Raw genomic sequence first — 24,209 nt, forward strand, 5'->3', positions numbered from 1 at the left:
CGACAGGGATCCTGAGGTTCCTGCCCTGCCGGGGCCCCTGCCACGACAGGGCTTCTTCCACAATTGACGCGCCTTCGGCCGGCCCTTCCGCGAGCGATTCCCGGGCTGATCGCAGGTGCGTCGGAGGTGTGCTGGAAGCACCCGGACGGTACATGTCCAGCATGCAACCGAGCCGGCTACTGATCGTCGATTCCCAGCGTGCCTTCAGCAGTGTCATCGCCGCCGCCATACGTATCGAGAACGATTTCACGGTGCTGGACGCGGTGCCCAGCCTGGAGACGGCGAACAGGATTCTGGACATGCGTCAGGTGGACATTCTTCTACTTGACGTGGAACTGCTCGGTGAAGACGCGGCCGAACTCGCCAGGCGACTGCGACGGCTGTGCGAACGGCTGCCGACGATCGTTGTGACCGATCTGGACGACCCACGTCTGGCCGCCGCCGCGGTACGCGCCGGAGTACGTTCGTGGGTGCCGAAACGGCTGGGCCTGCGCCACCTGATATCCGTGGTACGAGGTATTCGTGACGGTGAGAGCTGGTTTCCGCCGTCCCTGCTGGGGGCTGTTCTCACCGAGCTGGCACGGTCGGCGCAGCCGTCCCCCGCGCAGCGGAAGCTCGCCACCCTCACCCGCCGCGAACGGCAGATCCTGCAGTGCATGGTGAACGGGCTCGACCGCGGCGCCATCGCCGCCCAGCTGTTCCTGTCCTCGAACACCGTGCGCACCCACGTCCAGAACCTGCTCGGCAAGCTTGAGGTCCATTCCGGGCTGGCGGCGGTCGCGTTGGCCGCCCGCGCCGGTATCGCTCTCGACGGAGCACCGGACGAGGCGGCGGATTTCGTGGTGGCCTTCGACGGCGCGGCCGGGCCCTGGCCGCCGGCAGGGCTCAGCCGACGCTGACGGACGCAGACGGGCGCCCGCGACGAGGGCGGCGCGTTCGACGGCAGGACCCTGCCGTTGTCGGGTTTACGCGGCAATGCGGCGGACGGGCGTGACGGCGAGCCTGGACGCCGGGCGCCGTCATCCAGTCGCCTGGCTGTACGTAACCGTATGTTCACTCTGTTGCCGCCGGTCGTCCGCGGACGACCGGCAATGTTGTCGTCATGACAGAGCCGCCGGTGGTCATATTCGGCCAGAGCGCCGATGGTGACAGATGGTGGGCGGTGTTGCCCTCCGCCGAGGTCCTGCGCGCGTCGCGTTTCGACGATCTTCTCGCCCGTGTGGAGCGCGCGATGGCCGGGCAGGCGCCCGGCCGCCCGTTCGCCCTCATGCTCGACCACCGCGGCACCCGCGAGCCGGGCGTCACCCCGCGTCCACGCCGCCGCGGCCGCCGGCCGGCCCGCCCCTCCCAGCCGTCCACCGGGTAGGAACCGGTCACGCGGTCCAGCCACGCGGTGCCACCTACTCCATCCGGCTGCGGGGAGGACGAGCTGGAACCGGGCGCCGTCCTCACCCGTCCCCGCACCTGTGACCATGGTCTGCTCCCGTCGCCGGACCCCGTCGGGTGAGCTCCGGGCGCGGTGGGCGTGCGACGCCACCGCCACCGCCACCGCCGGGGCCGGGGGGATGTGTGGTGGTGTGAACCGGGCGGAGAATCCGGACAGTTCCCGCCCGGTGGGCGGCGGGCCGCCATCGTATTAGCCGATGCTTTCGCGGGGCACCGGTGCCGGTGGTTCTCCGGCCGCTTCCGGGACCGTGCGCCGGGACGGATGGGGCGGAAATGTTAACGGCCGGCCGGCGGAACCGCATCCGCCACTGTCACGCCCCGTCAGAAAAACGGGTGAAGATGGCAATGTTTACCATCACACGGCGGCCGGGCATCCTGGAGCAAGGCGCCGGTTCCTGAAGCCAGCGGCTTACCGGCCGACCATGAAGGGAAACGACATGAAGCTCGTGAAAAAGCCCCTGTACCTGCTGCCCGCGGTGGGCGTGGCCCTCTCTGCGGTCCTGGTCGCCCCGGCGGCCGCGCAGGCGGCTCCGTCAACGGGCCATTTCGACAAGTCGTACGGGAGCGGGTACGACTACGGTAAGTACGACTTCAAGTCATATGGTTTCAAGGACTTCGACCACAAGAAATTCGACCACGACTGGTACGGTTATGGCTGGTACGACCACGGCAAATGGTACGACGGCCATGGCTGGTACGACGGGCACGGCAAGTTCCACCAGGACGAGTCCTACAAGTAGGCACAGGACAAATCCTGCAAGTAGGTGCAGGGCAAGTCCTGCAAGTAGGTGCAGGGCAAGTCCTGCAAGTAGGTGGGAGTCACCGGCCCCATGGTGACGGGAGCCGGGTGAACGACCCCGTTCGTCCGCCGGGAAAGCCGGTGGGACAGTCAGCCGCCGGCTGGCTCATGCCGGCCATGACGGCGCCCGCAGGAATCCCACGGCCGGGACATCGTGCCTGAGACCGCCGGCGCGCACCGGCACCTTTCCGCCGGACGACGGGGAGAGAAATCCGCGGGCCGCCCACGACACCGGGCGGCCCGCGGGCCCATCTGTGGCCACCATTCTCCCGCGTGGCAACGGCCGCCGGTGCATGGCCGGCGACCAGCCCGGGGCGGGAGCCGGGCCGGTGCCGGGTGTTCCCGCCGGCGGTATCCGGTCAGGTGTTCTCGCCGGGGCCTTCGAGGTCGCCTTCGAGGTCGAGGTAGGTCTGGCGGAGGCCGTCGAGGGTGGCGGGGTCCGGCTTCTCCCACAGGCCGCGGTCGGCGGCCTCCAGCAGGCGTTCGGCGATGCCGCGCAGCGCCCACGGGTTGGACGCCCGCATGAAGTCGCGGGTTTCCGGGTCGAAGACGTAGGAGGCGGCCAGCGACTCGTACATCCAGTCCTGGACGACACCGGCGGTGGCGTCGTAGCCGAACAGGTAGTCCACGGTCGCGGCCAGCTCGAACGCGCCCTTGTAGCCGTGGCGGCGCATCGCCGCGATCCACCGCGGGTTGACCACCCGGGCGCGGAAGACCCGGTGGGTCTCCTCCCGCAGGGTGCGGGTGCGCACCGCGTCCGGTACGGCGCTGTCGCCGATGTAGGCGGCCGGGGACGCGCCGGTGAGCGCCCGCACCGCCGCCACCATCCCGCCGTGGTACTGGAAGTAGTCGTCGGAGTCGACCAGGTCATGCTCGCGGGTGTCGGCGTTCTTCACCGCCACCTGGATGCGGCGGAACGCCTGCTCCATGTCGGCGCGGGCCTGACGCCCGTCGAGGCCGCGGCCGTAGGCGTAGCCGCCCCAGACCGCGTACACCTCGGCGAGGTCGGCGTCCGAACGCCACTCCCGTGAGTCGATCAGGGGCAGCAGGCCGGCGCCGTACGCCCCTGGCTTCGAGCCGAAGATCCGGCTGGTCGCCCGCCGCCGGTCGCCGTGGGCGGCGCCGTCGCGGGCGAGGTCGGCGCGGACGTGCGCGGCGAGCAGGTTGTCGGCGTCGGCCTCGTCGTCGAGCCCGGCGACGGTGGTGATCGCGTCGTCGAGCAGGGCGATCACGTGCGGGAAGGCGTCCCGGAAGAAACCGGAGATCCGCACCACCACGTCCACCCGGGGCCGGCCGAGCTCAGCCAGCGCCACCACCTCGAAACCGGTCACCCGTCGGGAGGCGTCGTCCCAGGTCGGACGGCAGCCGAGCAGCGCCAGCACCTCCGCGATGTCGTCACCCTGCGTGCGCATGGCGGAGGTGCCCCAGACGGTCAGGCCCACCGAGGCCGGGTAGGAGCCGGTGTCGGCGAGGTGGCGGGCCAGCAGCGAGTCGGCGAGCGCCCGGCCGGTCTCCCAGGCCAGCCGGGACGGGATCGCCTTCGGGTCGACCGAGCAGAAGTTCCGCCCGGTCGGCAGCACGCCCACCAGCCCCCGGGTGGGCGAGCCGGACGGCCCGGGGGGCACGAACCCGCCGCCCAGCGCCCGCAGCACGTTGGTGATCTCGTCGGAGGTCCGGTCCAGGCGCGGCACCACCTCGGCGGCGGCGAACGCGAGCACCCGTTCGACCTCGGCGTACCCGGGGCCGCAGGCGCCGCCGCCAGCCTCGCCGCCGCCAGCCTCGCCGCCGCCAGCCTCGCCGCCGCCGGTTGTCCCGGTGTCTTCGGCCGCTTCGGCGTCCCCGGTGGCTCCGGTGGCTCCGATGCCCTCGACGGTGCCGGGAGCTTCGGCGAGGGCGTTGCCGGCGGCGCCTGCGGCGGTGTTGCCGCTGCTCCCCGCGCTGCCGCTGCCCGTGGTCATGCTCCCCGCGTTCTCCTCGGCGGCGGGCTGGGCGGCGCCGGATGGGAGAGCGTCAGTGGGAAGAACACTGTCCGTGAGGACGTCCGCGCACACCCTGGCCGCCGCGGCCGGGTCCCAGCCGGTGGCTTCCATGCCGGCGACGAGCGCGCGGGCGGCCGCCTCGAAACCGTCGACCTTCACCCGCGCGGCACCGCCGCCCTCGACCAGGCCGAGCGCGGCCCGCAGGCCCGGCAGCGCCCCCGCCGTGCCGCCCCACACCTGCGACGCCCGCAGGATCGCCAGCACCAGGTTCACCCGCGCGTCCCCGGCCGGGACGTCGCCGAGGATGTGCAGGCCGTCGCGGATCTGGGTGTCCTTCACCTCGCAGAGGTAGCCGTCGACGTGCAGCAGGAAGTCGTCGAAGTCGTCGTCGCCGGGACGCTCGTCCAGCCCGAGATCGTGGTGGAGCTGGGCGGCCTGGATCAGCGTCCAGATCTGGGCGCGGACCGCCGGCAGCTTGGCCGGGTCGAGCGCGGCCAGGGTGGCGTGCTCGTCCAGGAGCTGTTCCAGCCGGGCCATGTCACCGTAGGTGTCGGCGCGGGCCATCGGCGGCACCAGATGGTCGACGATGACCGCGTGCGCCCGGCGCTTGGCCTGTGTGCCCTCCCCGGGGTCGTTGACCAGGAACGGGTAGACCAGCGGCAGGTCGCCGAGGACCGCGTCCGGCGCGCACCCGGCCGACAGGCCGAGGCCCTTGCCGGGCAGCCACTCCAGCGTGCCGTGCTTGCCCAGGTGCACGACCGCGTCCGCGCCGAACTCCTCGTCCAGCCAGCGGTAGGCGGCCAGGTAGTGGTGGGACGGCGGCAGGTCCGGATCGTGGTAGATCGCCACCGGGTTCTCTCCGAACCCGCGCGGCGGCTGGATCATGAGCAGGACGTTGCCGAACCGCAGCGCGGCCAGCACGATCGCGGGCTCCGGCCCGTCCGCGGGCCGCGGCCGGCCGCCACCCCCGCCGCCTGCGCCGCCCCGGTCGTTCCCGCCGCCGGAGCCGCCGGGAACGTCACCGGGAGTGAGTACGGGCGGGTCGACGTAGAGGCTGCCGGGCGGATCGCCCCAGTGCCGGAGCATCCCTTCGCGCAGGGACGCCGGCAGCGCGTCGAACCAGCGCCGGTACACGCCCGCCGGCACCCGTGCCGGGGCGGCCGCGAGCTGCTGTTCGGTCAGCCACTCGACGTCGTGCCCGCCGGCGGCGATGAGCGTGTGGATGAGCGTGTCCCCGTCGGTGGGGACACCCCGTCCGCCCGGCCCGTTCTCGCCCAGGTCGTAGCCGGCGGCCCGCAGCGCGGCCAGCAGCCGGATGGCGGACGCCGGGGTGTCCAGGCCCACGGCGTTGCCGACCCGGGCGTGCTTGGTCGGGTACGACGACAGCACCAGCGCGATCTTCTTCTCGACGTTCGGGACGTGGCGCAGCCGGGCGAGCCGGGCGGCGGTCCCGGCCAGCCGGGCGGCGCGCTCGGGGTCGGCCAGGTAGACGGGCACCCCGTCCGGCCCGGATTCCTTGAACGAGAACGGCACGGTGATGATCCGGCCGTCGAACTCGGGGATCGCGACCTGCATGGCCGCGTCCATCGGCGACAGCCCCGCGTCGCTGCCCGCCCACTGCGCCCGCGACGACGTCAGGCACAGGCCCTGGAGCACGGGGATGTCGAGCGCGGCGAGCGCGCCGATGTCCCAGGCCTCCTCGTCCCCGCCGGCGGACGCGTCCGCCGGGCGGGTGCCGCCGGCCGCGAGCATCGTCACGATCAGCACGTCCACCCCGGCCAGCAGCGGGAGGACGTCGTCGGACGCCGAGCCCAGCCCGCGCAGGGAGGCGGCGAACACCGGCCGGGCATTGGCCCCGCGCGCCTCCAGCGCGTCGCACAGCACGTCCACGAAGGCGGTGTTCCCGGACGTCGCGTGCGCCCGGTAGAACACGACACCGACGGTGGGACGGTCCGTCTTCGCCGCGCGCATGCCGTGCACCCCGGCGGCGGGCATCGGCGTGGGCGGGGCGAACCCGAACCCGGTCAGCAGCAGCGTGTCGGCGAGGAAGCGGTACAGCTCGGCGAGGTTCGCCGCGCCGCCCTCCACCAGGTAGGCGAGCGCCTCGGTGGCGACGCCGGCCGGCACGGTGGAACGGCGCATCAGGTCGGCGTCGGGCACCGCCTCCCCGCCGAGGACGACCGTGGGCAGCCCGGCGGCGAGCGCCGCCGCCAGCCCGTCGGGCCACGCCCGCTGCCCCCCGAGCAGCCGGACGACCACCGCGTCCGCGCCCCGCAGCAGGCCGGGGACGCCGTCGGCGGCGAGCCGGGCCGGGTTCGCCACCCGCCACGGCATCCCGCTGGCCCGGGCCGCCAACAGCTCGGTGTCGGCGGTGGACAGCAGAACGATCACCGGCTCGCTGCCAGGAGGTGTCACGTCGATACTCCCGATGAGAAGAAAGGATCAGCCGGCGGACGGGTGCGGCACGCGAACCCAGGTGGTCGACGTCCTGGTCCCGGGTGGGACGTCGGTGTTTCAGGAGATGGCCAGGCAGCCGTCGGAGAGAACGATCTCCCGGGGGAGGCCGGTGGCGCGTCCGGCTCCGATGTCGTCCATGCCGGGCCGGGTGGCGGCCCGTGGGCCGTTGTCATGCGCGGCACCCGGTACCTCCGCGGCACCCGGTACCTCACCGCCGTGCCGCTGCCCGGCGTTGCGGACCTGCCACCGCATGCTGACCCTCACAGTCCGGTCGACCAACGGCATACCAACGGCACACTGTAGCCGGACGGGACGGGCCAGGGGCTGTTCCGCCGGATCCGGGCTCTTCGGCCACCCTCGCCCACCCTCGCCCACCTCTGCCGGCCGGCGTCCGCGGACACGGGAACAACGGGAACAACGGGAACGGCCAGCCGGGCAATGAGCCGGGCAATAAGCCGGCAGAAGCGGGACGCGGATGGTCGGCCCAGGCCGGGCCGCGCGTCACGCGACCGGTGTTTCCCGCGGTCAGCAGGATGTGAGCAGGCAGGCGTTCTTGTCCCACCAGGAGGCCACGGAGACGGCCGACTGGTCCTCCCGGACCGCCACGACGCGCTCGGAGTCGAACGCCCAGTTGATCTGGAACTTGCCGTCCTTCAGGAAGATGCACACCTTGCGGCCCAGCGTCTCCTTGACGGAGCCCGACGAGTGGTACCAGGTGGTGTTCGCCTCCTGGCCCTCCTTGCAGTTGCCCAGGCCGTTGACGGAGCCCGCGGCGCGGTCCAGGTACGCGTTCAGGTCCGCGACGGTCCGGTAGCGCAGGAACTGGATCTTGGTGGAGTCCGTGGCGGTCTCGCACGTGATCGCGGTCAGGGCGTTCCAGGGGGCCACCGACTCCAGGTCGGGACGGCTGTAGCAGGAGCGACGATCGATCTTGCTGCTGCTCAGCAGCGCGCAGACGGCCGCCTGATCGGTGTCAAGGGCCGGCGAGGCCGTCCCCGGCGTGCACGGCGGCCGGGACGTCGGCGTCGTACGGACCGGGCTCGGCGTGTGGCTCCTGGTCGGCGTGGGCGTGGGTGCGGGTGTCCTGGTGGACGGCGAGGTCGAGGGCGGGGGCGGCGGCGGGGGCTGCACCGTCCCGCTGCCGGTGAGGGCCAGGGCCACCAGCGGCCCCAGCACCGCCGTCAGCACAGCCACGAGGGAGGGAATGACGATATTGGGATTTCGCCACCACGGGTCGTTCGACAAGCTCGGTACCCCCTTGAGAGCCTGTTCCGACTTCGGCGCCTCTTCCGGGCCTTCCGCCCGCCCGGATGGTCATTACCCGGGCAGGCCTGACCACTCCCGCGGATCCTGCTCGTCCCGGCCAGACCGGTATACAGCGCCTGACGCTGTGACGGGAAACAGATGAGCGGATCCCCGCCGACGGATTACCGACAGGCCAGGACGAGCCGATCATCGGCCGGCGCGCCGGCCGGGACGAACGACAGCCGTTCCGGATCACGTCGAGCCGGCCATAACGGTCATTTCTCCGGACGGCCGGTGGGCGGCCGTCCGCGCGGCGCCCGGCGGCCGGCCGTGGGGCCGCTGTCACCTCGGTGCTCCCGGCGGGACGAAGGGCAGGCCGGCCGGCGGGCCGCCCTCGAGCAGCCGGCGGACGGCCGCGGTGTCGAGATGGTCCGCGACCAGGTCGCCGAGGGCGTCCAGGCGGCGGCGGCGGACGTCGGCGAAACAGGTGCGGGCCGGGGTGAACGAGCGCCCGGCGCGGGCCGCCACGTCGATGAGGAACACCCGGCGGAACTCGTCGTTCTCCAGCAGCCCGTGCCAGCTCGTGCCGGCGACCGCGCCGGCCCGCACCCCGTCCGCGGCGAACGGCTCGGCGGCCGATCCCCCGACCGCCCCTCTCGCCGACCCACCCGCCGACGCCGCGACCGGCCCGGTGTCGTGGACGGTGAGCCGGCCATGGCGGATCTCGTAGCCGGTCACGGTCAGGCCGTCGGGGGTCGTCCCGATACGGCGGCCGAGCAGCTTGTCGGGGGCGAAGGCGGTGGTCACCGGCAGCAGGCCGAGGCCGTCGACCGTCCCGGCGCCGGATTCGACCGGGTCGTCGATGCGCCGGCCGAGCATCTGGTAGCCGCCGCAGATCCCCAACACCGGCCGGCCCCGCGCGGCCCGGGCGCGCAGGGCGGCGTCCAGGCCGCGCCGGCGCAGCCAGCCGAGGTCGTCGACGGTCGCCCGGGTTCCGGGGACGACCACCAGATCGGCGTCGGTGAGGTCGTCGGGGCGGGTCGCGAAGCCCACCAGCACCCCGGGCTCGGCCCGCAGCGCGTCGATGTCGGTGATGTTGGACAGCCGCGGCAGCCGGATCACCGCCACCCGCAGGACGTCCCCCGGGTAGCTGTTGGTGCTGCTGCCGCCGGTACTACCGGTACCGTCGGCGGCAGTTTCGTCACTGTGGGTGTCGGCAGCGTTGGGTGTGCCGGCGCTGCCGGCGTCCGGGTGGGCCGGGTAGGAGGCCGGATAGGAGGCGAGGTCCAGGGAGTCCTCGACGTCCAGCCACAGCCCGGAGCGCCACGGCAGCACCCCGTGTACCGGACGGCCGGTGAGCCGTTCGAGCTGGCGCAGCCCGGGCTCGAGCAGCCGGGGGTCGCCGCGGAACTTGTTGACGATCCAGCCGGCGACCAGCGCCTGGTCGCCGGCGTCGAGCAGCGCGAGGGTGCCGAACAGGGCGGCGAACACCCCGCCGCGGTCGATGTCGCCGACGACGAGCACCGGCAGGTTCGCGGCCCGGGCCAGGCCCATGTTCGCGATGTCGGTGTCCCGCAGGTTGATCTCCGCGGGGGAGCCGGCGCCCTCGCAGATCACCGCGTCGAACCGGCCGCGCAGGTCGGCCAGGCAGTCCGCGACGATGCCGGCCAGCCGCGCCTTGTACGGGCGGTAGCCCAGCGCGTCGACCTCGGCGACCGGGCGGCCCAGCACGACGAGCTGGCTGTGCCGGTCGCTGCCGGGTTTGAGCAGCACCGGGTTCATCGCCGCCTCCGGCTCGACCCCGGCGGCGGCGGCCTGCATCGCCTGGGCCCGGCCGATCTCCGCGCCGTCCGCGGTCACCACCGAGTTCAGCGCCATGTTCTGCGCCTTGAACGGCGCGACCCGCACGCCTTCGCGGGCGAGCCAGCGGCACAGCCCGGCGGTGACGACGCTCTTGCCCGCGTCCGACGCCGTCCCGGCGACCAGCAGCGCTCCCCCGCTCACCGCCGGCCCCGCCGGCCCGGCCGGGCAGCGGCCCGCGCGCGAGCCGGGGAAGCGGGCTGTGCGGCGGCCTGTGCGGCGGCCTGTGCCGAGCCCAGCGCCGACCGGGCCGTCGCCGTGGCCACGGCGACACCGGCGGCCAGCAGCAGCGCGCAGGCGCTGACCGCGGCGGAGAGGACCGCGGCCCGTTCCAGGTCGGCGGGTACGGCCGGCCGGCCGTAGCCCATCACCGGCCGGTGCTCCACCCCGTGGTGGTAGCGCAGCGTCCCGCCGAGGCGCAGCCCGAGCGCGCCGGCGAACGCCGCCTCCACCTGGCCGGCGTTCGGGCTGGGATGGCTGTGGCCGTCCCGGCGCATCACCCAGAAGGCGTCGACACACGAGCCGCCGACGACCGGCGCGCACGCGCAGGCCAGCAGCCCGGCGACGCGGGACGGCAGCAGGTTCGCGAGATCGTCCAGGCGGGCCGAGGCCCAGCCGAAGCGGGCGTGCCGGGTGCTGCGGTAGCCGACCAGCGCGTCCAGGGTGTTGACCGCCCTGTAGCCGAGCAGCCCCGGGACACCGCCGAGCGCCCCCCACAGCAGCGGCCCGACGACCGCGTCCGAGGTGTTCTCGGCCAGCGACTCCACCCCCGCCCGGGACAGCCCGGCGCGGTCGAGGACGGCCGGGTCCCGGCCGCACAGCGACGGCAGGCGGCCACGGGCGGCGAGCAGGTCGTCGCGCAGGAGCTCGCCGCCGAGGCGACGGCCGTGGCGGCGCAGGGACGTCCCGCCGAGCACCGTCCACGTCGCCGCCGTGGTCAGCGCCACCGAGGCGGCCCGCTGGCAGCCGAGCCGCCGGCCGGCCCTGGTCACCCCGGAGCGCGCCAGGGCGCCGACGGCGACAGTGCCGCCGGCGAGGGCGCAGGTGTAGGCCAGCCCGGCGGCCCGGCTGTCGCGGTAGAGCAGCCGCTCGGTGTGGTTGGCGACGCCCCCGAAGGCCGCCACCGGGTGCCGCCGCGCCGGGTCGGCGAGGGCGGCGTCGAGCGCGGCGCCGGCGAGCAGCCCGACAGCACGCAACCATCCGGACACGGGAGTTCTCCCTGGCACGAAGACGGGTCACGCCAGCCGTACCGGCCCGGCGGAATGATCGACTACCTGGTACGATCAGTAACTTGGCATAATCGGACGTTCAGCGTGTGGGGCGGCGGTGCCGCGGCGAAGCCCCGCGGGACGCATGGCGCCCGGGCCCGGCCCGCCAGGTCGACCGGTCGATGTCAGGGGAACTTCCACCGGCTTCCTCCGCGTCCCTCATGCGTCCATCGGCCCTTATGCGTCCATCGGCGACGATGAGCGGGCCTGGGCCCATGAGATGATCACCGGCGAGGCCGCGTAGCGGCATGGTATCGCGTGAGAGGCTCAGCCGTACCGGGACCCTCTTCGCATAATTACTCACCGTAATAGATTCTGTGTAGATCGACAAGCTGGATGGTGGAGTCCTCGGCAGCGGCCTGCCGTAGCTCGTCGGTGAAACCCGCGCCGCTGAAACACATCAGGCGTGTCGGGTGGGCGGGGGCGGCGTGGCGGGTGCGCAGCAGTCCACGGATGTGGTCGAGGCGGCGCAGGTGGCGCAGGCCCATGACGTCGCCCCACTTCGCCTCACCGATGGCGAGCAGGACGTCGTGGCCGGATTCGTCGTGGCCGAGGACCGCGACGTCGACCTCGTGACTGGTCCTGGCCGCCGGATCGTTGACGGCCCCTGCGGCCACCCGGTAGGAGTGGCCACCGTACGTGTCGGGAACCGCGTACCAGCGGGCCCATTCGCGGCAGAGGTTCTCGAAGTGCGGGCCGACCACTTTGCTACGGAAGGTGGGCCCGGCACGCCGCCACACGGCCGGGGCCCGGCCCGGCCGTTCCAGATCGCCCCAGTAGGGGCGCATGACGGCGTGGTAGAAGGTGACCAGGGGTTCGGCGATCCGATAGGTGGAACGGTTCCGGCGGAACGCGTCGGGCTCGTGGCGGATCAGGCCGACGTCCTCGAGAACGCTCAGCGGATGGGCGAGGTCGGTGGATCTGCGGCCGAGGTAGTCGGCGATCCCGCCGCGCGCCGCGTTACCGGCGGTGATGGCTGCCAGCACGGAATGGTAGAGCGCGACGTCGTGCAGGTCGGGTTCCTCAGCGAGGAGGTAACGGGCTTCGCGGAAGAGGGGCCGGGCGGGGTTGATGACGGCCCGGGCGACCCAGTCGTCGAAGTCGTCGGGGCCGGCGGGGACGTCACCCTGGGTGAATTCGCGCCGGTAGGCGGGGGTGCCGCCGACGACGGCGTGGGTGAGTACGGCGGTGCGCGGGTCGGTGATCTCCCAGAACCGGCCGGCGGTACGGAAGTCGAGGGTGGGAACGACGAGTTCGAGCCCCGCGCGGCCGCGCAGCGGGGCGTTGCCGGCGAGCAGCCGGCCCATGAAGGGCAGCGCGGAGCCGCACAACAGCAGACGCACGGGTGTGTTGCCGTGCTGCGCGGCGGGGTCCAGAGCGCGCTGGATGATGGACGGCAGCGCGGGTGACGCCTTGGCGAGGAAGGGGAACTCGTCGATGACGGCGGTGGTGGGCCCATCGGTGGCGATCCGCATGAGCTGGTTCACGGCCTCGTCCCAGTGGGCGAAGCGGAAGGGTGCTGGCTCGTCGCGGTAGCGGGCCAGCGCCGCACCGAACTGCCTGAGGCCATCGGCTTCGGTGGTCTCGGTCGCGGTGAACATGAAACCGCCACCGGCACGGGTGACCGCGTCGAGGAGGAACGTCTTGCCCTGTCGCCGCCGGCCGGAGACCACCCCCAGGGTCGCTTCGCCACCCGGATAACGAGCGAAGCGGGCCAGTTCGGCCCACTCGAAGTCGCGGTCGAACATCTCGGCAGGCTTGTCCATCGCCCCTCCCAGTGACGCTTCCCAGCGCGCCTCCCATCATGGATATCTCAAGTTATTATAACTCGACCTATACTATTGTCTTCCTGTCGCGTTCGGTGCGCTCCGCCATGACCCGAGAGCCCGCACCCCGCCCACACCGCAGATCCCGCTTGTACGCACCCGGTCTTCGACCGGCATCGCCACGGCACGATCTATAGCACATGCCATACTGGAGCCTATGGCTACGACGTCCATGCAGCTTGACAGCGGGCTACGCGACGAGCTGGCGGAGATCGCCGAACGCGACTTCCACGGCGTGTCCCTGGGCGAGGCGGTCCGGCATCTGGTGCGGGAACACAAGATCAACCGCATCATGCGACGCTACGAGGAGCTGCGCGCCGACCCTGACGAGTGGGCCAGCTACCAGGCCGAGGCGCGGCCGGCCGACAACGCGGCCGGCGACGGCCTGCCCGACGCGCGTGAGGAGTACCCGGAGTACAACCGGTGAGCCGGATGCTGAGGCTCGCGCCCTGGCAGGTGTGGCTGGTGGACTTCGGCCAGCCGATCGGGCACGAGCAGGGCCACCTACGCCCGGCCGTGGTGGTCGGCTCGGCGACGCACTGCCGGTTCCCGATCGACATGGCCCTCGTGGTGCCCCTGACCACGCGGGACCGGGGCCTGGACCATCACGTGCGCATCGACTCCCCCGAGTCCGGCCTGGACAGGCGGAGCTGGGCGCGCACCGAAGAGATCACGGCGGTGTCCACCCGGCGGTTCGCCCGGTCCGCGCCGCTGGGCAGCGCGTCGGCCACCGAAATCGCCGAACTGAGCGAGTGGCTACGCGAGATGGTCGCCTTCCGCTGACCCGCCACCCCGCTTCCAGCAGGCCGCTGGTACTCGGTTATCGGTTATCGAAGCCGCCGACGTCCTGATGGTGAGAAACCGCCCTCGTCAGGAGGCTGCGTGGATCAGCATGAGCGGCACCGGTATCGGGCCCGCTGCCAGTGGGAGGGCTCGACGGCCGCCGGCTACGAGGCGTACGGCCGGGAGCATCACGGCGAATGCCCGCCCGCGTCCGTAAGCGTCCAGCTCAGCGCGGATCCCGCCTTTCGCGGCTCACCCGAGCGCCCCAACCCCGAACAGCTCCTGCTGCGGCCACGCATCGTGGTTGCCGGGGACGTCCCGCTCGAGCGGCTGCACCGCCTGGTGGAGCTGGCCCACCAGGCGTGCTACATCGCGAACAGCCTGCGCTGCGAGGTCGACATACAGCCCACCTTCGTCCGGATACGGGTGTAGGCGCCCGGCCGGTGAACCGATCGGACGTGACGACGCCGCTGTCGTAACAGCAGAAATGTTACAGTACCCATATGAGTATCCATGAATACCCGCTGGGTGAAGGTCCTTCCACTCGGTTGAGCCTGTCCCTTCCGCAGGGGACCGCTGACGCCGTACGTGAGCTGATCGGTAAACGCGAGTTCTCCGGCTTCGTCGCAAAGATGATTGAGGACCGTATTCGCCGCGAACTCCTCGCCGAGGACATCCGTGTCTACCAGGAAGAGCACGGCGCGTTCACAGACGACGAGCGGGCCTGGGCGCATGAAGCGCTCACCGGCACGGTTGCGCAGGAGCACGACGCTGCGTGAAAGTCTCAGCTACGCAGGGGACCCTTGTTCTTGACTGCGCGGGACTGTCCGGCTTCGTCGAGGGGCGGCGAAGGGTCATGGTCGTCCTGGACGGGGCACAGCGCATGGAATGGAGGGTCAGGACCTGCGCCGCAACCATCATCGAAGCGACACACCCCAGAACAGACGCGGCGCGCATGACCTGGATCCTCGCTCGCGTCCAGGTGGAATCCCTCACCAGGGATGCCGCACGAGCCGCGTCGGCACTGCTGCGGGCCGCGAACCTACATGGGCACAAGTACGCCATCGACGCCATGGTCGCGGAGATGGCGCTGCGTCAGCGAGGGCCAGTAGCCATGATCACATCCGATCCGGGTGACATGGCCCGACTATGCGGCCCCGGCGTCCGCCTGATTCCGCTCTGACGGTTGAGAAACAGTTTTCACCGTTATTTTCGTCGCGCTCATCGTCGACGGGCGCAGGCGGCTCCGGTCTCATACTGTCGATGCTGTGACGTGCGCGCGTGCGTCGAACACGGCCGAATCACGCGACCGAGGGACTGAACGGTCGTGACAGCAGCCGTTTTCGCCCTCGATTTCACGGGTGGAAGCATCCAGCAGAAGGAATCCAGTATGAGTGAAGTCACACAGGCGGTTCCCGCGGCCGAGCTGTTCACCCCGGAATTCCGTCTTGACCCGTACCCGACGTACGCCCGGCTGCGGGAGAACGCGCCGGTCTGCCGGGTGAAGACGCCCAGGTTCGAGACCTGGATGGTCACCCGGTACGCCGACGCGAGAGCGGTGCTCTCCGACCCGCGGCTGAGCAAGGACATCGACCGGGCCGGGGACCTCTACCTGCAGGTTTTCGGTGAGAAGTCGGTCGCGTTGAACAGGAACATGCTCAACGCGGACCCGCCGGAACACAGCCGGCTGCGCCGCCTGGTCTCCCAGGCGTTCACCCCGCGCCGTATCGAGGCGCTGGCCCCCCGCGTCCAGCAGCTCGTGGACGAACTGCTGGACGCGATCGTGCCCGCCGGCCGTGCCGAGCTGATCGGCGAGTTCGCCCTTCCGCTGCCGATGAACGTGATCTGTGAACTTCTCGGCGTCCCGGTCGAGGACCGCGAGCAGTTCTTCAGCGGCACGCAGGTCATCCGCACCCAGGGCACGGCCGGGCGCAGCAACGAGGAGGACCGGGCCGCCATCCAGGAGGCCCAGCAGGACCTCTACGCCTATCTGACCAAGCTGGTCGGGAACAAGCGTGACCGGCCCGGCGACGACCTGATCAGCGCGTTGATCACGGCCCGTGACGGCGGCGGGAAACTCTCCGAGGAGGAGCTGGTCTCGACCGCGTTCCTGCTGCTGTTCGCCGGTCACCAGACAACGGCCGACTTCATCGGGAACGCGGTCACCGCGTTGCTGACGAACCCGGACCAGCTCGACCTGATAACGAAGAACCCGCACCTCCTGCCGGGCGCGATCGAGGAGCTGCTCCGTTTCAACGGGTCGGTCCCGGTGGCGAGCTTCCGGCTGGCGACGGAGGACGTCGAGTACAGCGGGGTGCGTGTTCCGAAAGGCTCGATCGTCACCGTCGTCCTCAACGCGGCCAATCACGACCCGGCGCATTTCACCGACCCCGACCGGCTGCACGTCGACCGGACGGACAACCCGCACATGGCCTTCGGGTACGGCGTCCACTACTGCCTGGGTGTGTCACTGGCCCGGATGGAGGCGCGGACCGCCATCGGCACACTGCTGCGAAGGCTGCCCAACCTCGCGCTCGAGGTGGCGCCGGAGAACCTCCAGTGGCTGCCCGCGGCGTCGTCCTTCCGCGGCCTCCTCGAGCTCCCGGTCCGCTTCGGCGGCACCTGAAGGCGCTATATGAAAGCGGCGCCTGAAAGCGGCATCTGACGACAGCGGGACGGATAGGAGCCGCGACCGTCCGCGGCGGTGACAAACAGGGTAAATACAAGATCAGATAAAGGCCGCCGTATCGGCCTGGGACGCCGTACCGCAGGGAGCCGTGCCCTTACAGGGAGCTATATCGACATGGCGTAGGCGACGACGCCGCGGCGGACGGCGTCGAGCGCCGCGCGGGCGACACCCCGCACGGTCGAATCCTCCGGGGCGACCTGGACGATCTGGTCGAGCAGGTCGATGAGCTGACGCATCCAGCGGACGAAGTCGCCGGCGGTGAGGTCCAGACCGGAGTCGGTCAGGACCTTCTCCAGGGAGCCTCCGGACGCCCAGCCGAACGCCACCCAGGCGAATCCGGGCTCGGGCGGGCGCAGGAAGTCCAGTCCGTGGCCGGCCTCGATGTCACGCAGCCGGCCGGCGATGCGGGCCGTGGCCGTAAGCGCGTCCCGCAGCCCGGGATCGCCGGGTGTCTTCGCCGCCGTCGCCTCCTCGCCGCGGGGCTCGTAGACGAGCGTGGAGACCGCCGCGGCGAGCGCGGCCGGTGACAGCCCCTCCCACACGCCGTCGCGCAGGCATTCGGCGACGAGCAGGTCCTGCTCGGTGTAGACACGGCTGAGCAGAGCGCCGGCGGCGGTGACGGTGTCACCCCGCAGGTAGCCCAGCGTCTCCAGAGCCGCACACACCCGGTCGAAGATCTTCGCGACGGTGTTCGTGCGGTTCTCGATGCGCCGCTGGAGGGTGTCGGTCTCCCGGCGCAGCTTCGCGTGGCGGTCCATGACGCGCAGGTGCGCCTCCCGCTCCGGGCAGCCGTGCACGGGATGGGCGCGCAGCGCGCGGCGCAGCCGGGCGAGTTCGGTGTCGTCCGCGGCGGCGGCCCGCTCCCGGGCCCGCCGCCCCTGCTCAGGCGGGACGTCGACCTGGCGCAGTGACGACGCCAGGTCACGGCGCGACTGCGGCGAGCGCGGGTTGAACGTCCGCGGCACCCGGACGCGGCCCAGCGCCTCGACGGCCACCGGGAAGTCGACCGTGGAGAGCCGGCGGACCTGCCTGTCCACCGTCAGGACGACCGGGCGCGGGCCGTCGTCGCCGTGGCCGTTCACCCCGGGGTCGAGCACGACCGCCAGGCCGCTGCGCCGGCCGGCCGGGACGCGCACGACATCCCCGACCCGCAGCCGGGACAGCGCCTCGAGCGCTTCGGCGCGGCGGCGGTTGGCGCCCTCCCGCGACAGCGCCGCCTCGCGGGCGCGGATCTCCTCGCGCAGGCGCGCGTATTCGCTGACCGGGCCCTGCTCGCAGGTCAGCTCGGCGGCCAGCTCGTCGAGCGCGCCGCTGTTGCGGCGGACCTGCCGGGCCAGGCCGACGACCGCGCGGTCGGCCTGGAACTGTGCGAAGGACGACTCAAGAACGCTGCGGGCCTCGGTCCGCCCGAGTCGCCCGACGAGGTTGACGGCCATGTTGTACGACGGCCGGAACGACGACCGGAGCGGATAGGTGCGGGCCGACGCCAGCCCCGCCAGGGCCACCGGGTCGAGACCGGGCTGCCACAGCACGACCGCGTGCCCCTCGATGTCGATGCCGCGCCGCCCGGCCCGCCCGGTGAACTGGGTGTACTCACCCGGGGTGATGTCGGCGCGGGTCTCGCCGTTGAACTTGCTCAGCCGCTCCAGGACAACCGTGCGCGCCGGCATGTTGATGCCCAGCGCCAGGGTCTCGGTGGCGAACACGGCCCGCACCAGGCCGCGGACGAACAGCTCCTCGACCACTTCCTTGAACGTGGGCAGCATCCCGGCGTGGTGCGCGGCGATGCCGCACTCAAGACCGTCCAGCCACTCCCAGTAGCCGAGTACGCGCAGGTCGTCCGCGGGGATGCTCGCGGTGCGGGCGCGCACGTGCTCGCGGATGGTCTGCCGTTCCTCCGTCGTGGTCAGCCGCAGGCCGGCGCGCACGCAGGCGGACACCGCGGCGTCACAGCCCGCCCGGCTGAACACGAAGGTGATCGCCGGGAGCAGCCCGGCGCGGTCGAGATGGCGGACGACCTCGGGCCGGCTGGGCACCCAGGGCCGCTCGCGCGGCGGGGCCACCGCCCCGCCGCCGCGGCCCCGCGGCCGTGGCGGGCGGCGGCTGTCCTGCCGGGACAGGCGGATCAGGTCCGGGTTGATCCGGGGACGTGCCGGGCCTGTGTCCCCGGCCGCGTCCGGGCCGGTGACCGGGGCGGCTGTCGTGCCAGGAGCCACCGTGCCAGGGGCTGTCGCGTCCCCGCGCCGCGCGCGCCCGAGGCCGCCCGCCGCGTCCCCGCGGGTGCGGGGGAAGACGTCCGCCGCCTCCCCGCGCGGGCCCGGGAGGGTGCCCGCGGCGAGCGGGCCGGCGACGAACAGGTCGTGCAGCTGCCGGTCGGCCAGCACGTGCTGCCACAGTGGAACCGGGCGGTGCTCGGAGACGACGACCCGGGTGTGGCCACGGACGGTGACCAGCCAGTCCGCGAACTCCTCCGCGTTGCTCACCGTCGCCGACAGCGACACCAGCTGGACGTGCGCCGGCAGGTGAATGATCACCTCTTCCCACACGGCTCCGCGCTGCCGGTCGGCGAGGTAGTGCACCTCGTCCATGACGACGAAGGCGAGCCGGTCGAGCCGTTCCCGCCCGGCGGGCTGCGCGTAGAGCATGTTGCGCAGGACCTCGGTGGTCATGACGATCACCGGCGCGTCCGGGTTGCGGGTGGTGTCGCCGGTGAGCAGGCCGACCGCGCCCGCGCCGTGGCGGGCGACAAGGTCGGTGTACTTCTGGTTCGACAGCGCCTTGATCGGGGTCGTGTAGAAGCAGCGCTGCCCGCGGGCGAGCGCGAGGTGGGCGGCGAACTCGCCGACGACCGTCTTACCGGCTCCGGTGGGCGCCGCGACCAGCACGCCCTCACCGGCGTCGAGCGCGGTGCACGCCTCGATCTGGAAGGGGTCGAGACCGAAGGGATAACCGCTGACGAAGCCGGTCAGAGCCGTGGGTATGGCCGTGGGTATGGCCGGGGGGAAAGCCCCGGGCCCGGACGGCGGGCCCGCCGGCGCGGTGGACACGTCGTCAGCCTACGCCCGCGCCGCCGGGCCGTTGCCGGGCGGATGTTCACCGGGCCTGGCCGGCCCTCCGACAGGACCGGCGGACCAGGCCTGATGATCGTCCAGTGGGGCTGGGGGATCCATCGGAGCCGGACGGTGCCAGACCGGCGCCGGGCGTTGTCAGGTGATGTCGATGTGGGCGGCGTCCGCTGCGGAGCCCGGGGCGCCGGCCGCGCCGACGGCGCTGCCCACCGGGTCGGCGGACGCCGTGGGCCTTGCCGGCTCCCCCGCCATCGGATGCGGCAGGTCGAGGTCCAGCGGTGACGCCTCGTCGTCGTCGAGACCGGCGTAGGGCGAGGTGTCGCCGCGGCGGGCCCTGCGCTTGTCGTTGGCCCATCCGATCACGAGGGCGACCTCGTACAGCACGATCATCGGCAGGCCGAGAGCGATCATTGTGAACGGGTCCTGGCTCGGTGTCACGATCGCGGCGAAGACGAAGACCAGGAAGATCTCGGGGCGCCGCCACGAGCGCAGCCGGGCCGTGCTGACCACGCCCGCCAGGTTGAGCATCGCCACCAGCAGCGGGATCTCGAAGGACAGCCCGAACACGAGCAGCATGGCGATGACGTAGCTGAGGTACTTGTTGACGTCGAGGACGCTGACAAGCCCGTCCCCGCTGAATCCGAGCAGGAGCTCCAGCCCCTTACTCAGGGTCAGGTAGGCGAAGAAGGCGCCGAGGACGAACAGGACCAGCGAACAGCCGACGAACGCCAGTGACCATCGGCGTTCGTGCCGGTGCAGGCCCGGGGTGATGAACGACCAGATCTGGTAGAGCCAGACGGGTGAGGAGAAGACGGCCCCGGCAACCATCGCGATCTTCAGTCTGATCATGAAGGCGTCGAGGATGCCGAAGAACGCCAGCTGGCACTGCCCGTCGACACCGGAGCGGACGTCCGCGGGCAGGGAGCAGTAGGGCTCCTTGAGGAAGTTGAAGATGTGCGGCTCGAAGTAGAAACAGACCGCCGCGGCGACGACGAGCACGATGAGTGCTTTCGCCAGCCGGTTGCGCAGCTCCCGCAGGTGCTCGGTGAGCGACATCCGGCTGTCCTCGACCGTTCTGGTCCGGCGGAACTGCACCGCCTGCGCTATCCGCCGCGGCGTGGGAAACGCGGGCACGTGCCGGCTACTCCTGCTCGTGGGAAAGGCGGTCGGTGGTCTTCGGCCCGGTCAGCCCCGGGTGGAGTCGCCCGTGGCGGCGGAGGTGCCGTTGACCCCGGTCGACGCCGGCTGCGGGCTGACGACCGGCTGGCCGGCCTCGATGGGCCGCGGTGCCGGCTGCGCCTGGGGCTGTGGCTGTGGCTGTGGCTGTGGCACAGTGGCCGAGGGTGCGGCGGCCTGGGCCGGCTCGTCCTGGCTGAGCCCCTTGGTCTCCGCCTTGAAGATCCGCAGTGAGCGCCCGAGCGAACGCGCGGCATCGGGCAGCTTCTTGGAACCGAACAGCAGGATGACGACGAACGCAATAATCAGAAGCTCGGGGGTACCGAGGTTGGTCATGGCATGCGTCCTTTGCTCCGGTGCCCGGCCCGTCAGCCGGTGCGTGTTTGATGCTACGTCGGCCAGCCTTGCCCCGTCAGACGACGGTCCGATGTCCCGCGCGTGACGGCCATACGACGCCTCAGGGCACCCTCAGGCCGCCGTGCGGAAGCCGATGTTGCCAGCGGAGCTGTCCGGGGTGTTCGAGCTGCGTGCGGCGACACGGTACCGGTTGCAGTACGACGCGTGGCACATGTGTGATCCGCCGCGCATCACCTTGGCGTGACCGTCGGGCGGCCCGGTCGGGTTCGTGCGCGGCCCGGCCAGGTGGAACGTGGCGCTGAACCAGTCGGCGCACCATTCCCAGACGTTGCCGACGGCATTGTAGATGCCGTAGCCGTTGGGCCGGTAGGACTTCACCGGAGCGGTGCCGAGGTACCCGTCCTCGCCGGTGCCGAGGTTCGGGAAGTCGCCCTGCCAGATGTTGCACCGCTGCCGCCCACCGGGCGTCAGCTCGTCCCCCCATGGGTAACGGCGCTGTTCCAGCCCGCCTCGCGCCGCGTACTCCCACTCGGCTTCGGTGGGCAGCCGGACGCCGGCCCAGGCGCAGTACGACTGCGCGTCGTTCCACGAGACGTGCACGACCGGGTGGTTCTGCCGGGAGGCGGCCGACGAGCCCGGCCCCTCGGGATGCTTCCATCCCGCTCCGGAGACGGCACGCCACCAGGGAGTGGCGTGCACGGCCGGCGAGACCCGGCTGAGCTCCTCGGACAGGAAGCCCTCGAAGACGAAGGAGAAACCGTACCGCTCGGCGTCGGTGACGTACCCGGTCGCGTTGATGAACGTGGCGAACTGGGCGTTGGTCACCGTGGTGGGCTCGATCGAGAACGGCTTCAGCTCGATTTCCCGGACCGGGCCCTCGCCGTCGGCGCGGTAGCCCTCGTTGTCCTCGGTGCCCATCAGGAAGCGTCCGCCGGGCAGCTGGGCCATACGCCTGGTCCGGGGTGCGGACAGGCGTACGGGCGTGACGGTCGCGATGCCGACGGGCTCACGGCCGGGGGTGCAGCAGGAAGCAGACACGGCGTCTCTCTTTGTTCGTCTTTTGTTCGTCGTTCGTCTTTTGTTCGTCCCGGGTTCGCCCGGGACGGTGAGCGACGGGTGGCCCGCCCCGCCCGGGCAGGCGGGCCACCGCGGCCGGCCGTCCGGGGTCAGCTCGCGCGGTCGGCGGCGAGCTGGGCGGCCAGGGCCGGGATACCCAGTGCCTGCTCCTGTGCCGGGGTGGCGTTGTAGAGCTTGTTCACCAGCTGGTACGGGTCGTTGGCCAGGTCGTAGTACTCCCGGAATGCCACCGTTCCGGTGCCGACCGGCTGACCGTTGGAATCGGTGTGGAGGTGATAGTACTCGGTGTACTGCTTGGTTGTGCTGACATAGGACGACCAGGTGTGCGGGCTTCCCGCGGTGTGGGCGCCCTGTTCCCACCATTCGACCAGCAGATGGTCACGGCTGTAGGTGGACAACAACGAGCTGCCGTTCTGCGGCGTTGTCGGGGTGATTCCGGCGGCGTTGAGAATGGTCGGGGCGATGTCGATGTTGGCGACGATACGGTTGTCGGTCGTTCCGGCGCCCAGTCCGCCCGCGGGCCAGGACAGGTAGAACGGCACCTCGATGGACGGCAGGTAAGGCACCGACTTCTTGGTCCAGCCGTGGTCGGCCCAGGAGAATCCGTTGTCGCCGATGTAGATGACAAGCGTGTTGTCGAGCTGTCCGGTGGCCGCCAGCTTGTCGCGGATCGCCTGCACCGCGTCGTCCACCGACAGCAGGGTGCGGAACTGCGCCTCCCGTATCGCCCGGCCGTCGGCCAGCGTCGCGTTCGCACTCTGGATGTAGTCCGGTTTGTCGCTCTTGTCGGTCTCGAAGACCGACGGACGGCCGTCCCAGGTCGGTACGACCGTGTTGGCGTACTGCGGCTCCGGGGTGTTGGGGCCGTGCGGGGCCTTGGGAGCGATGTAGAGGAACCACGGCCGGGTGTCGGTCGTGCCATTCTGGATGAATCCCTTGGCGAAATCCCTGATGACGTGGGTGCTGTAGCCCGGGATCGTCTTGATCGTGCCGTTGACGTTGTACTGGCCGTCGTTGTAGACGACCGGGTCCAACAGGGCGAAGTCCTCGAAGTGCGGCGGGGCGTCAGCGACGTTCCAGGCGTTGAGGTACTTGCCGAAGAAGCCGGTGCGGTAGCCCGCCTGCTTGAGATAGCGCTGGACGGTGGTGTTCTGGTTGAGGTTGTAGGGGTGCCCGTTGTCCCGCACGCCATGGTTGTGCGCGTAGCGGCCTGAGAAGATCGACGACCGCGAGGGGGCGCACAACGGCGTGGTGACATGGCCGTTGGTGAACTCCACGCCCTGGGTCACCAGCCAGTTACGGATCTTCTGGGTTGCCCAGTTGGTCTGCTTGGGCTGGTCGTCGGTGACGATGACCAGGATGTTCGGCCGGGTGGCCGCGGACGCGGGCTGGACAAGGCCCGGCAGTGTCGACAGGCCGGTCGTCGCGGCCGCCGTGGCGGCTGCCAACGAGCCCGCGAGAAAACCGCGGCGACTGGCCTGTCCCTGTTCCTCGTCCTCCTGGTTTTCCTTGCTCACTCCAGTGCTCTCCTTTGTTTTCTGGGCCGTTGGCGGCGCGGCTGTGCATGCACGCTCGCGCCACCTTCGGCTGTCGGTTGTTCCTCGCCCGTGCGGTCGAGGAATCCGCCATGGGGCAGTCGCGCGCAAGCGCGGTCCCGACATGGCCGATGAGCCTGTTGCGCCGTCCGGTCAGATGCGCGTGCTCGACCGGGCATGCGAGTATTCCGGACCGCGCGGAAAGACGCCGGACAGGCGGCATCGCACGGTTACGGGCGAAGAAAAAATCCGGATGACGACATACCGGTGTGGTGGGAACACCGGGGGCATCCGGCGGAGCGGATAGACCGCCGAAAAATCAGCGCGCGACAGCGGGCGCGGCTTCGACCATCAGGAGAGGACGAGCGAACACAGCGCGCTCGCCTTCCGCCCATAGTCGACATGCAGGCAGGCTATGAGAATCTCGCCCCGCTTCACGTGAGCAACAATAGAAGAAGATCCGCAACGCGGTCAATGTACTTGCGGAAGAAACCGTCGACTACTTTGTGCCATCAGAACAAGATCTCCAAGGGGCGGGCCGCGCCCGCCGGACGCGTAGCTCGGGCCGGGAAGGGAGAGCCCGAAACGCTGATTCCCGCGGGTCGCCGGGGGCCAAAAAGTGGCGTGATCATGTTCTTTGCGCA

Annotated in this window: 20 protein-coding genes; 9 read left to right on the top strand and 11 right to left on the bottom strand. The window is 71.3% G+C overall.

Annotated elements, in window-relative coordinates; translation table 11 throughout:
* Positions 1-152: 152 nt before the first annotated feature.
* The 3 genes from AC5LUJ_RS03900 (at position 153) to AC5LUJ_RS03910 (ending at position 2,186) form a co-directional block, all read left to right on the top strand.
* Positions 153-899 (top strand): response regulator transcription factor, encoded by a 747-nt coding sequence (locus tag AC5LUJ_RS03900; RefSeq protein WP_250280655.1) that lies wholly within the window; start codon positions 153-155, stop codon positions 897-899.
* Positions 900-1,102: 203 nt separating this feature from the next.
* On the top strand, positions 1,103-1,366 hold the full coding sequence (locus AC5LUJ_RS03905; RefSeq protein ID WP_250280653.1) for a hypothetical protein: 264 nt from the start codon (positions 1,103-1,105) through the stop codon (positions 1,364-1,366).
* Positions 1,367-1,883: 517 nt separating this feature from the next.
* Entirely contained in the window at positions 1,884-2,186 is a 303-nt protein-coding gene (locus AC5LUJ_RS03910) for a hypothetical protein (RefSeq protein ID WP_250280651.1), read from the top strand.
* A gap of 418 nt (positions 2,187-2,604) precedes the next feature.
* Here AC5LUJ_RS03910 and AC5LUJ_RS03915 read toward each other — a convergent pair whose 3' ends face one another.
* From AC5LUJ_RS03915 to AC5LUJ_RS03940, 6 genes are all read right to left on the bottom strand, one after another.
* On the bottom strand, positions 2,605-6,639 hold the full coding sequence (locus AC5LUJ_RS03915) for a cobaltochelatase subunit CobN (protein WP_250280648.1): 4,035 nt from the start codon (positions 6,637-6,639) through the stop codon (positions 2,605-2,607).
* Positions 6,640-6,738: 99 nt separating this feature from the next.
* Positions 6,739-6,945 carry a hypothetical protein gene (locus AC5LUJ_RS03920; protein ID WP_493464471.1) on the bottom strand — a complete coding sequence of 69 codons (207 nt, stop codon included), beginning with the start codon at positions 6,943-6,945 and terminating at the stop codon, positions 6,739-6,741.
* Positions 6,946-7,206: 261 nt separating this feature from the next.
* On the bottom strand, positions 7,207-7,875 hold the full coding sequence (locus tag AC5LUJ_RS03925; protein ID WP_250280644.1) for a hypothetical protein: 669 nt from the start codon (positions 7,873-7,875) through the stop codon (positions 7,207-7,209).
* A 393-nt stretch (positions 7,876-8,268) separates the two neighbouring features.
* Positions 8,269-9,930, bottom strand: a complete 1,662-nt coding sequence (locus AC5LUJ_RS03930) for a cobyric acid synthase (RefSeq protein ID WP_250291289.1) — start codon at positions 9,928-9,930, stop codon at positions 8,269-8,271.
* A complete protein-coding gene (locus AC5LUJ_RS03935; RefSeq protein ID WP_493464472.1) occupies positions 9,927-10,994 on the bottom strand; it encodes a cobalamin biosynthesis protein in 1,068 nt (355 codons plus the stop codon). Before AC5LUJ_RS03935 ends, AC5LUJ_RS03930 begins: the two co-directional genes overlap by 4 nt.
* A gap of 356 nt (positions 10,995-11,350) precedes the next feature.
* A complete protein-coding gene (locus AC5LUJ_RS03940; protein ID WP_250281388.1) occupies positions 11,351-12,820 on the bottom strand; it encodes an ATP-binding protein in 1,470 nt (489 codons plus the stop codon).
* Between the two features lie 217 nt (positions 12,821-13,037).
* Here AC5LUJ_RS03940 and AC5LUJ_RS03945 point away from each other — a divergent pair, with 217 nt between their 5' ends.
* The 6 genes from AC5LUJ_RS03945 (at position 13,038) to AC5LUJ_RS03970 (ending at position 16,289) form a co-directional block, all read left to right on the top strand.
* Positions 13,038-13,307, top strand: coding sequence for a hypothetical protein (locus AC5LUJ_RS03945; RefSeq protein WP_250281389.1), 270 nt, complete (start codon positions 13,038-13,040; stop codon positions 13,305-13,307).
* A gap of 5 nt (positions 13,308-13,312) precedes the next feature.
* Positions 13,313-13,663, top strand: a complete 351-nt coding sequence (locus AC5LUJ_RS03950; protein ID WP_250281437.1) for a type II toxin-antitoxin system PemK/MazF family toxin — start codon at positions 13,313-13,315, stop codon at positions 13,661-13,663.
* A 99-nt stretch (positions 13,664-13,762) separates the two neighbouring features.
* Positions 13,763-14,095, top strand: a complete 333-nt coding sequence (locus AC5LUJ_RS03955; RefSeq protein WP_250281390.1) for an OsmC family protein — start codon at positions 13,763-13,765, stop codon at positions 14,093-14,095.
* A gap of 71 nt (positions 14,096-14,166) precedes the next feature.
* Positions 14,167-14,442 (top strand): hypothetical protein, encoded by a 276-nt coding sequence (locus AC5LUJ_RS03960; RefSeq protein WP_047224250.1) that lies wholly within the window; start codon positions 14,167-14,169, stop codon positions 14,440-14,442.
* Positions 14,439-14,846: a hypothetical protein gene (locus AC5LUJ_RS03965; RefSeq protein ID WP_250281391.1), complete on the top strand. Its 408-nt coding sequence runs from the start codon at positions 14,439-14,441 to the stop codon at positions 14,844-14,846. Before AC5LUJ_RS03960 ends, AC5LUJ_RS03965 begins: the two co-directional genes overlap by 4 nt.
* Before the next feature lie 207 nt (positions 14,847-15,053).
* Entirely contained in the window at positions 15,054-16,289 is a 1,236-nt protein-coding gene (locus tag AC5LUJ_RS03970) for a cytochrome P450 family protein (protein WP_250281392.1), read from the top strand.
* Positions 16,290-16,456: 167 nt separating this feature from the next.
* On the opposite strand, the gene AC5LUJ_RS03975 is transcribed toward AC5LUJ_RS03970, so the two are convergent.
* The 5 genes from AC5LUJ_RS03975 to AC5LUJ_RS03995 all read right to left on the bottom strand — a co-directional run bounded on the left by AC5LUJ_RS03975 (position 16,457) and on the right by AC5LUJ_RS03995 (position 23,547).
* Complete coding sequence (locus tag AC5LUJ_RS03975) at positions 16,457-19,399, bottom strand: DEAD/DEAH box helicase (RefSeq protein ID WP_493464473.1); 2,943 nt, start codon at positions 19,397-19,399, stop codon at positions 16,457-16,459.
* Positions 19,400-19,558: 159 nt separating this feature from the next.
* The gene (gene tatC / locus AC5LUJ_RS03980; protein WP_250281394.1) at positions 19,559-20,554 is read right to left on the bottom strand and encodes a twin-arginine translocase subunit TatC; all 996 of its coding nucleotides are present in this window, start codon (positions 20,552-20,554) and stop codon (positions 19,559-19,561) included.
* Between the two features lie 51 nt (positions 20,555-20,605).
* Positions 20,606-20,932, bottom strand: a complete 327-nt coding sequence (tatA, locus tag AC5LUJ_RS03985) for a Sec-independent protein translocase subunit TatA (RefSeq protein WP_250281396.1) — start codon at positions 20,930-20,932, stop codon at positions 20,606-20,608.
* Between the two features lie 132 nt (positions 20,933-21,064).
* Entirely contained in the window at positions 21,065-21,901 is an 837-nt protein-coding gene (locus AC5LUJ_RS03990; protein WP_493464474.1) for a formylglycine-generating enzyme family protein, read from the bottom strand.
* Between the two features lie 218 nt (positions 21,902-22,119).
* On the bottom strand, positions 22,120-23,547 hold the full coding sequence (locus tag AC5LUJ_RS03995) for a sulfatase family protein (RefSeq protein ID WP_250281399.1): 1,428 nt from the start codon (positions 23,545-23,547) through the stop codon (positions 22,120-22,122).
* Positions 23,548-24,209 lie beyond the last annotated feature (662 nt).

This window comes from Protofrankia sp. CiP1_Cm_nod3 (genome assembly GCF_982290655.1).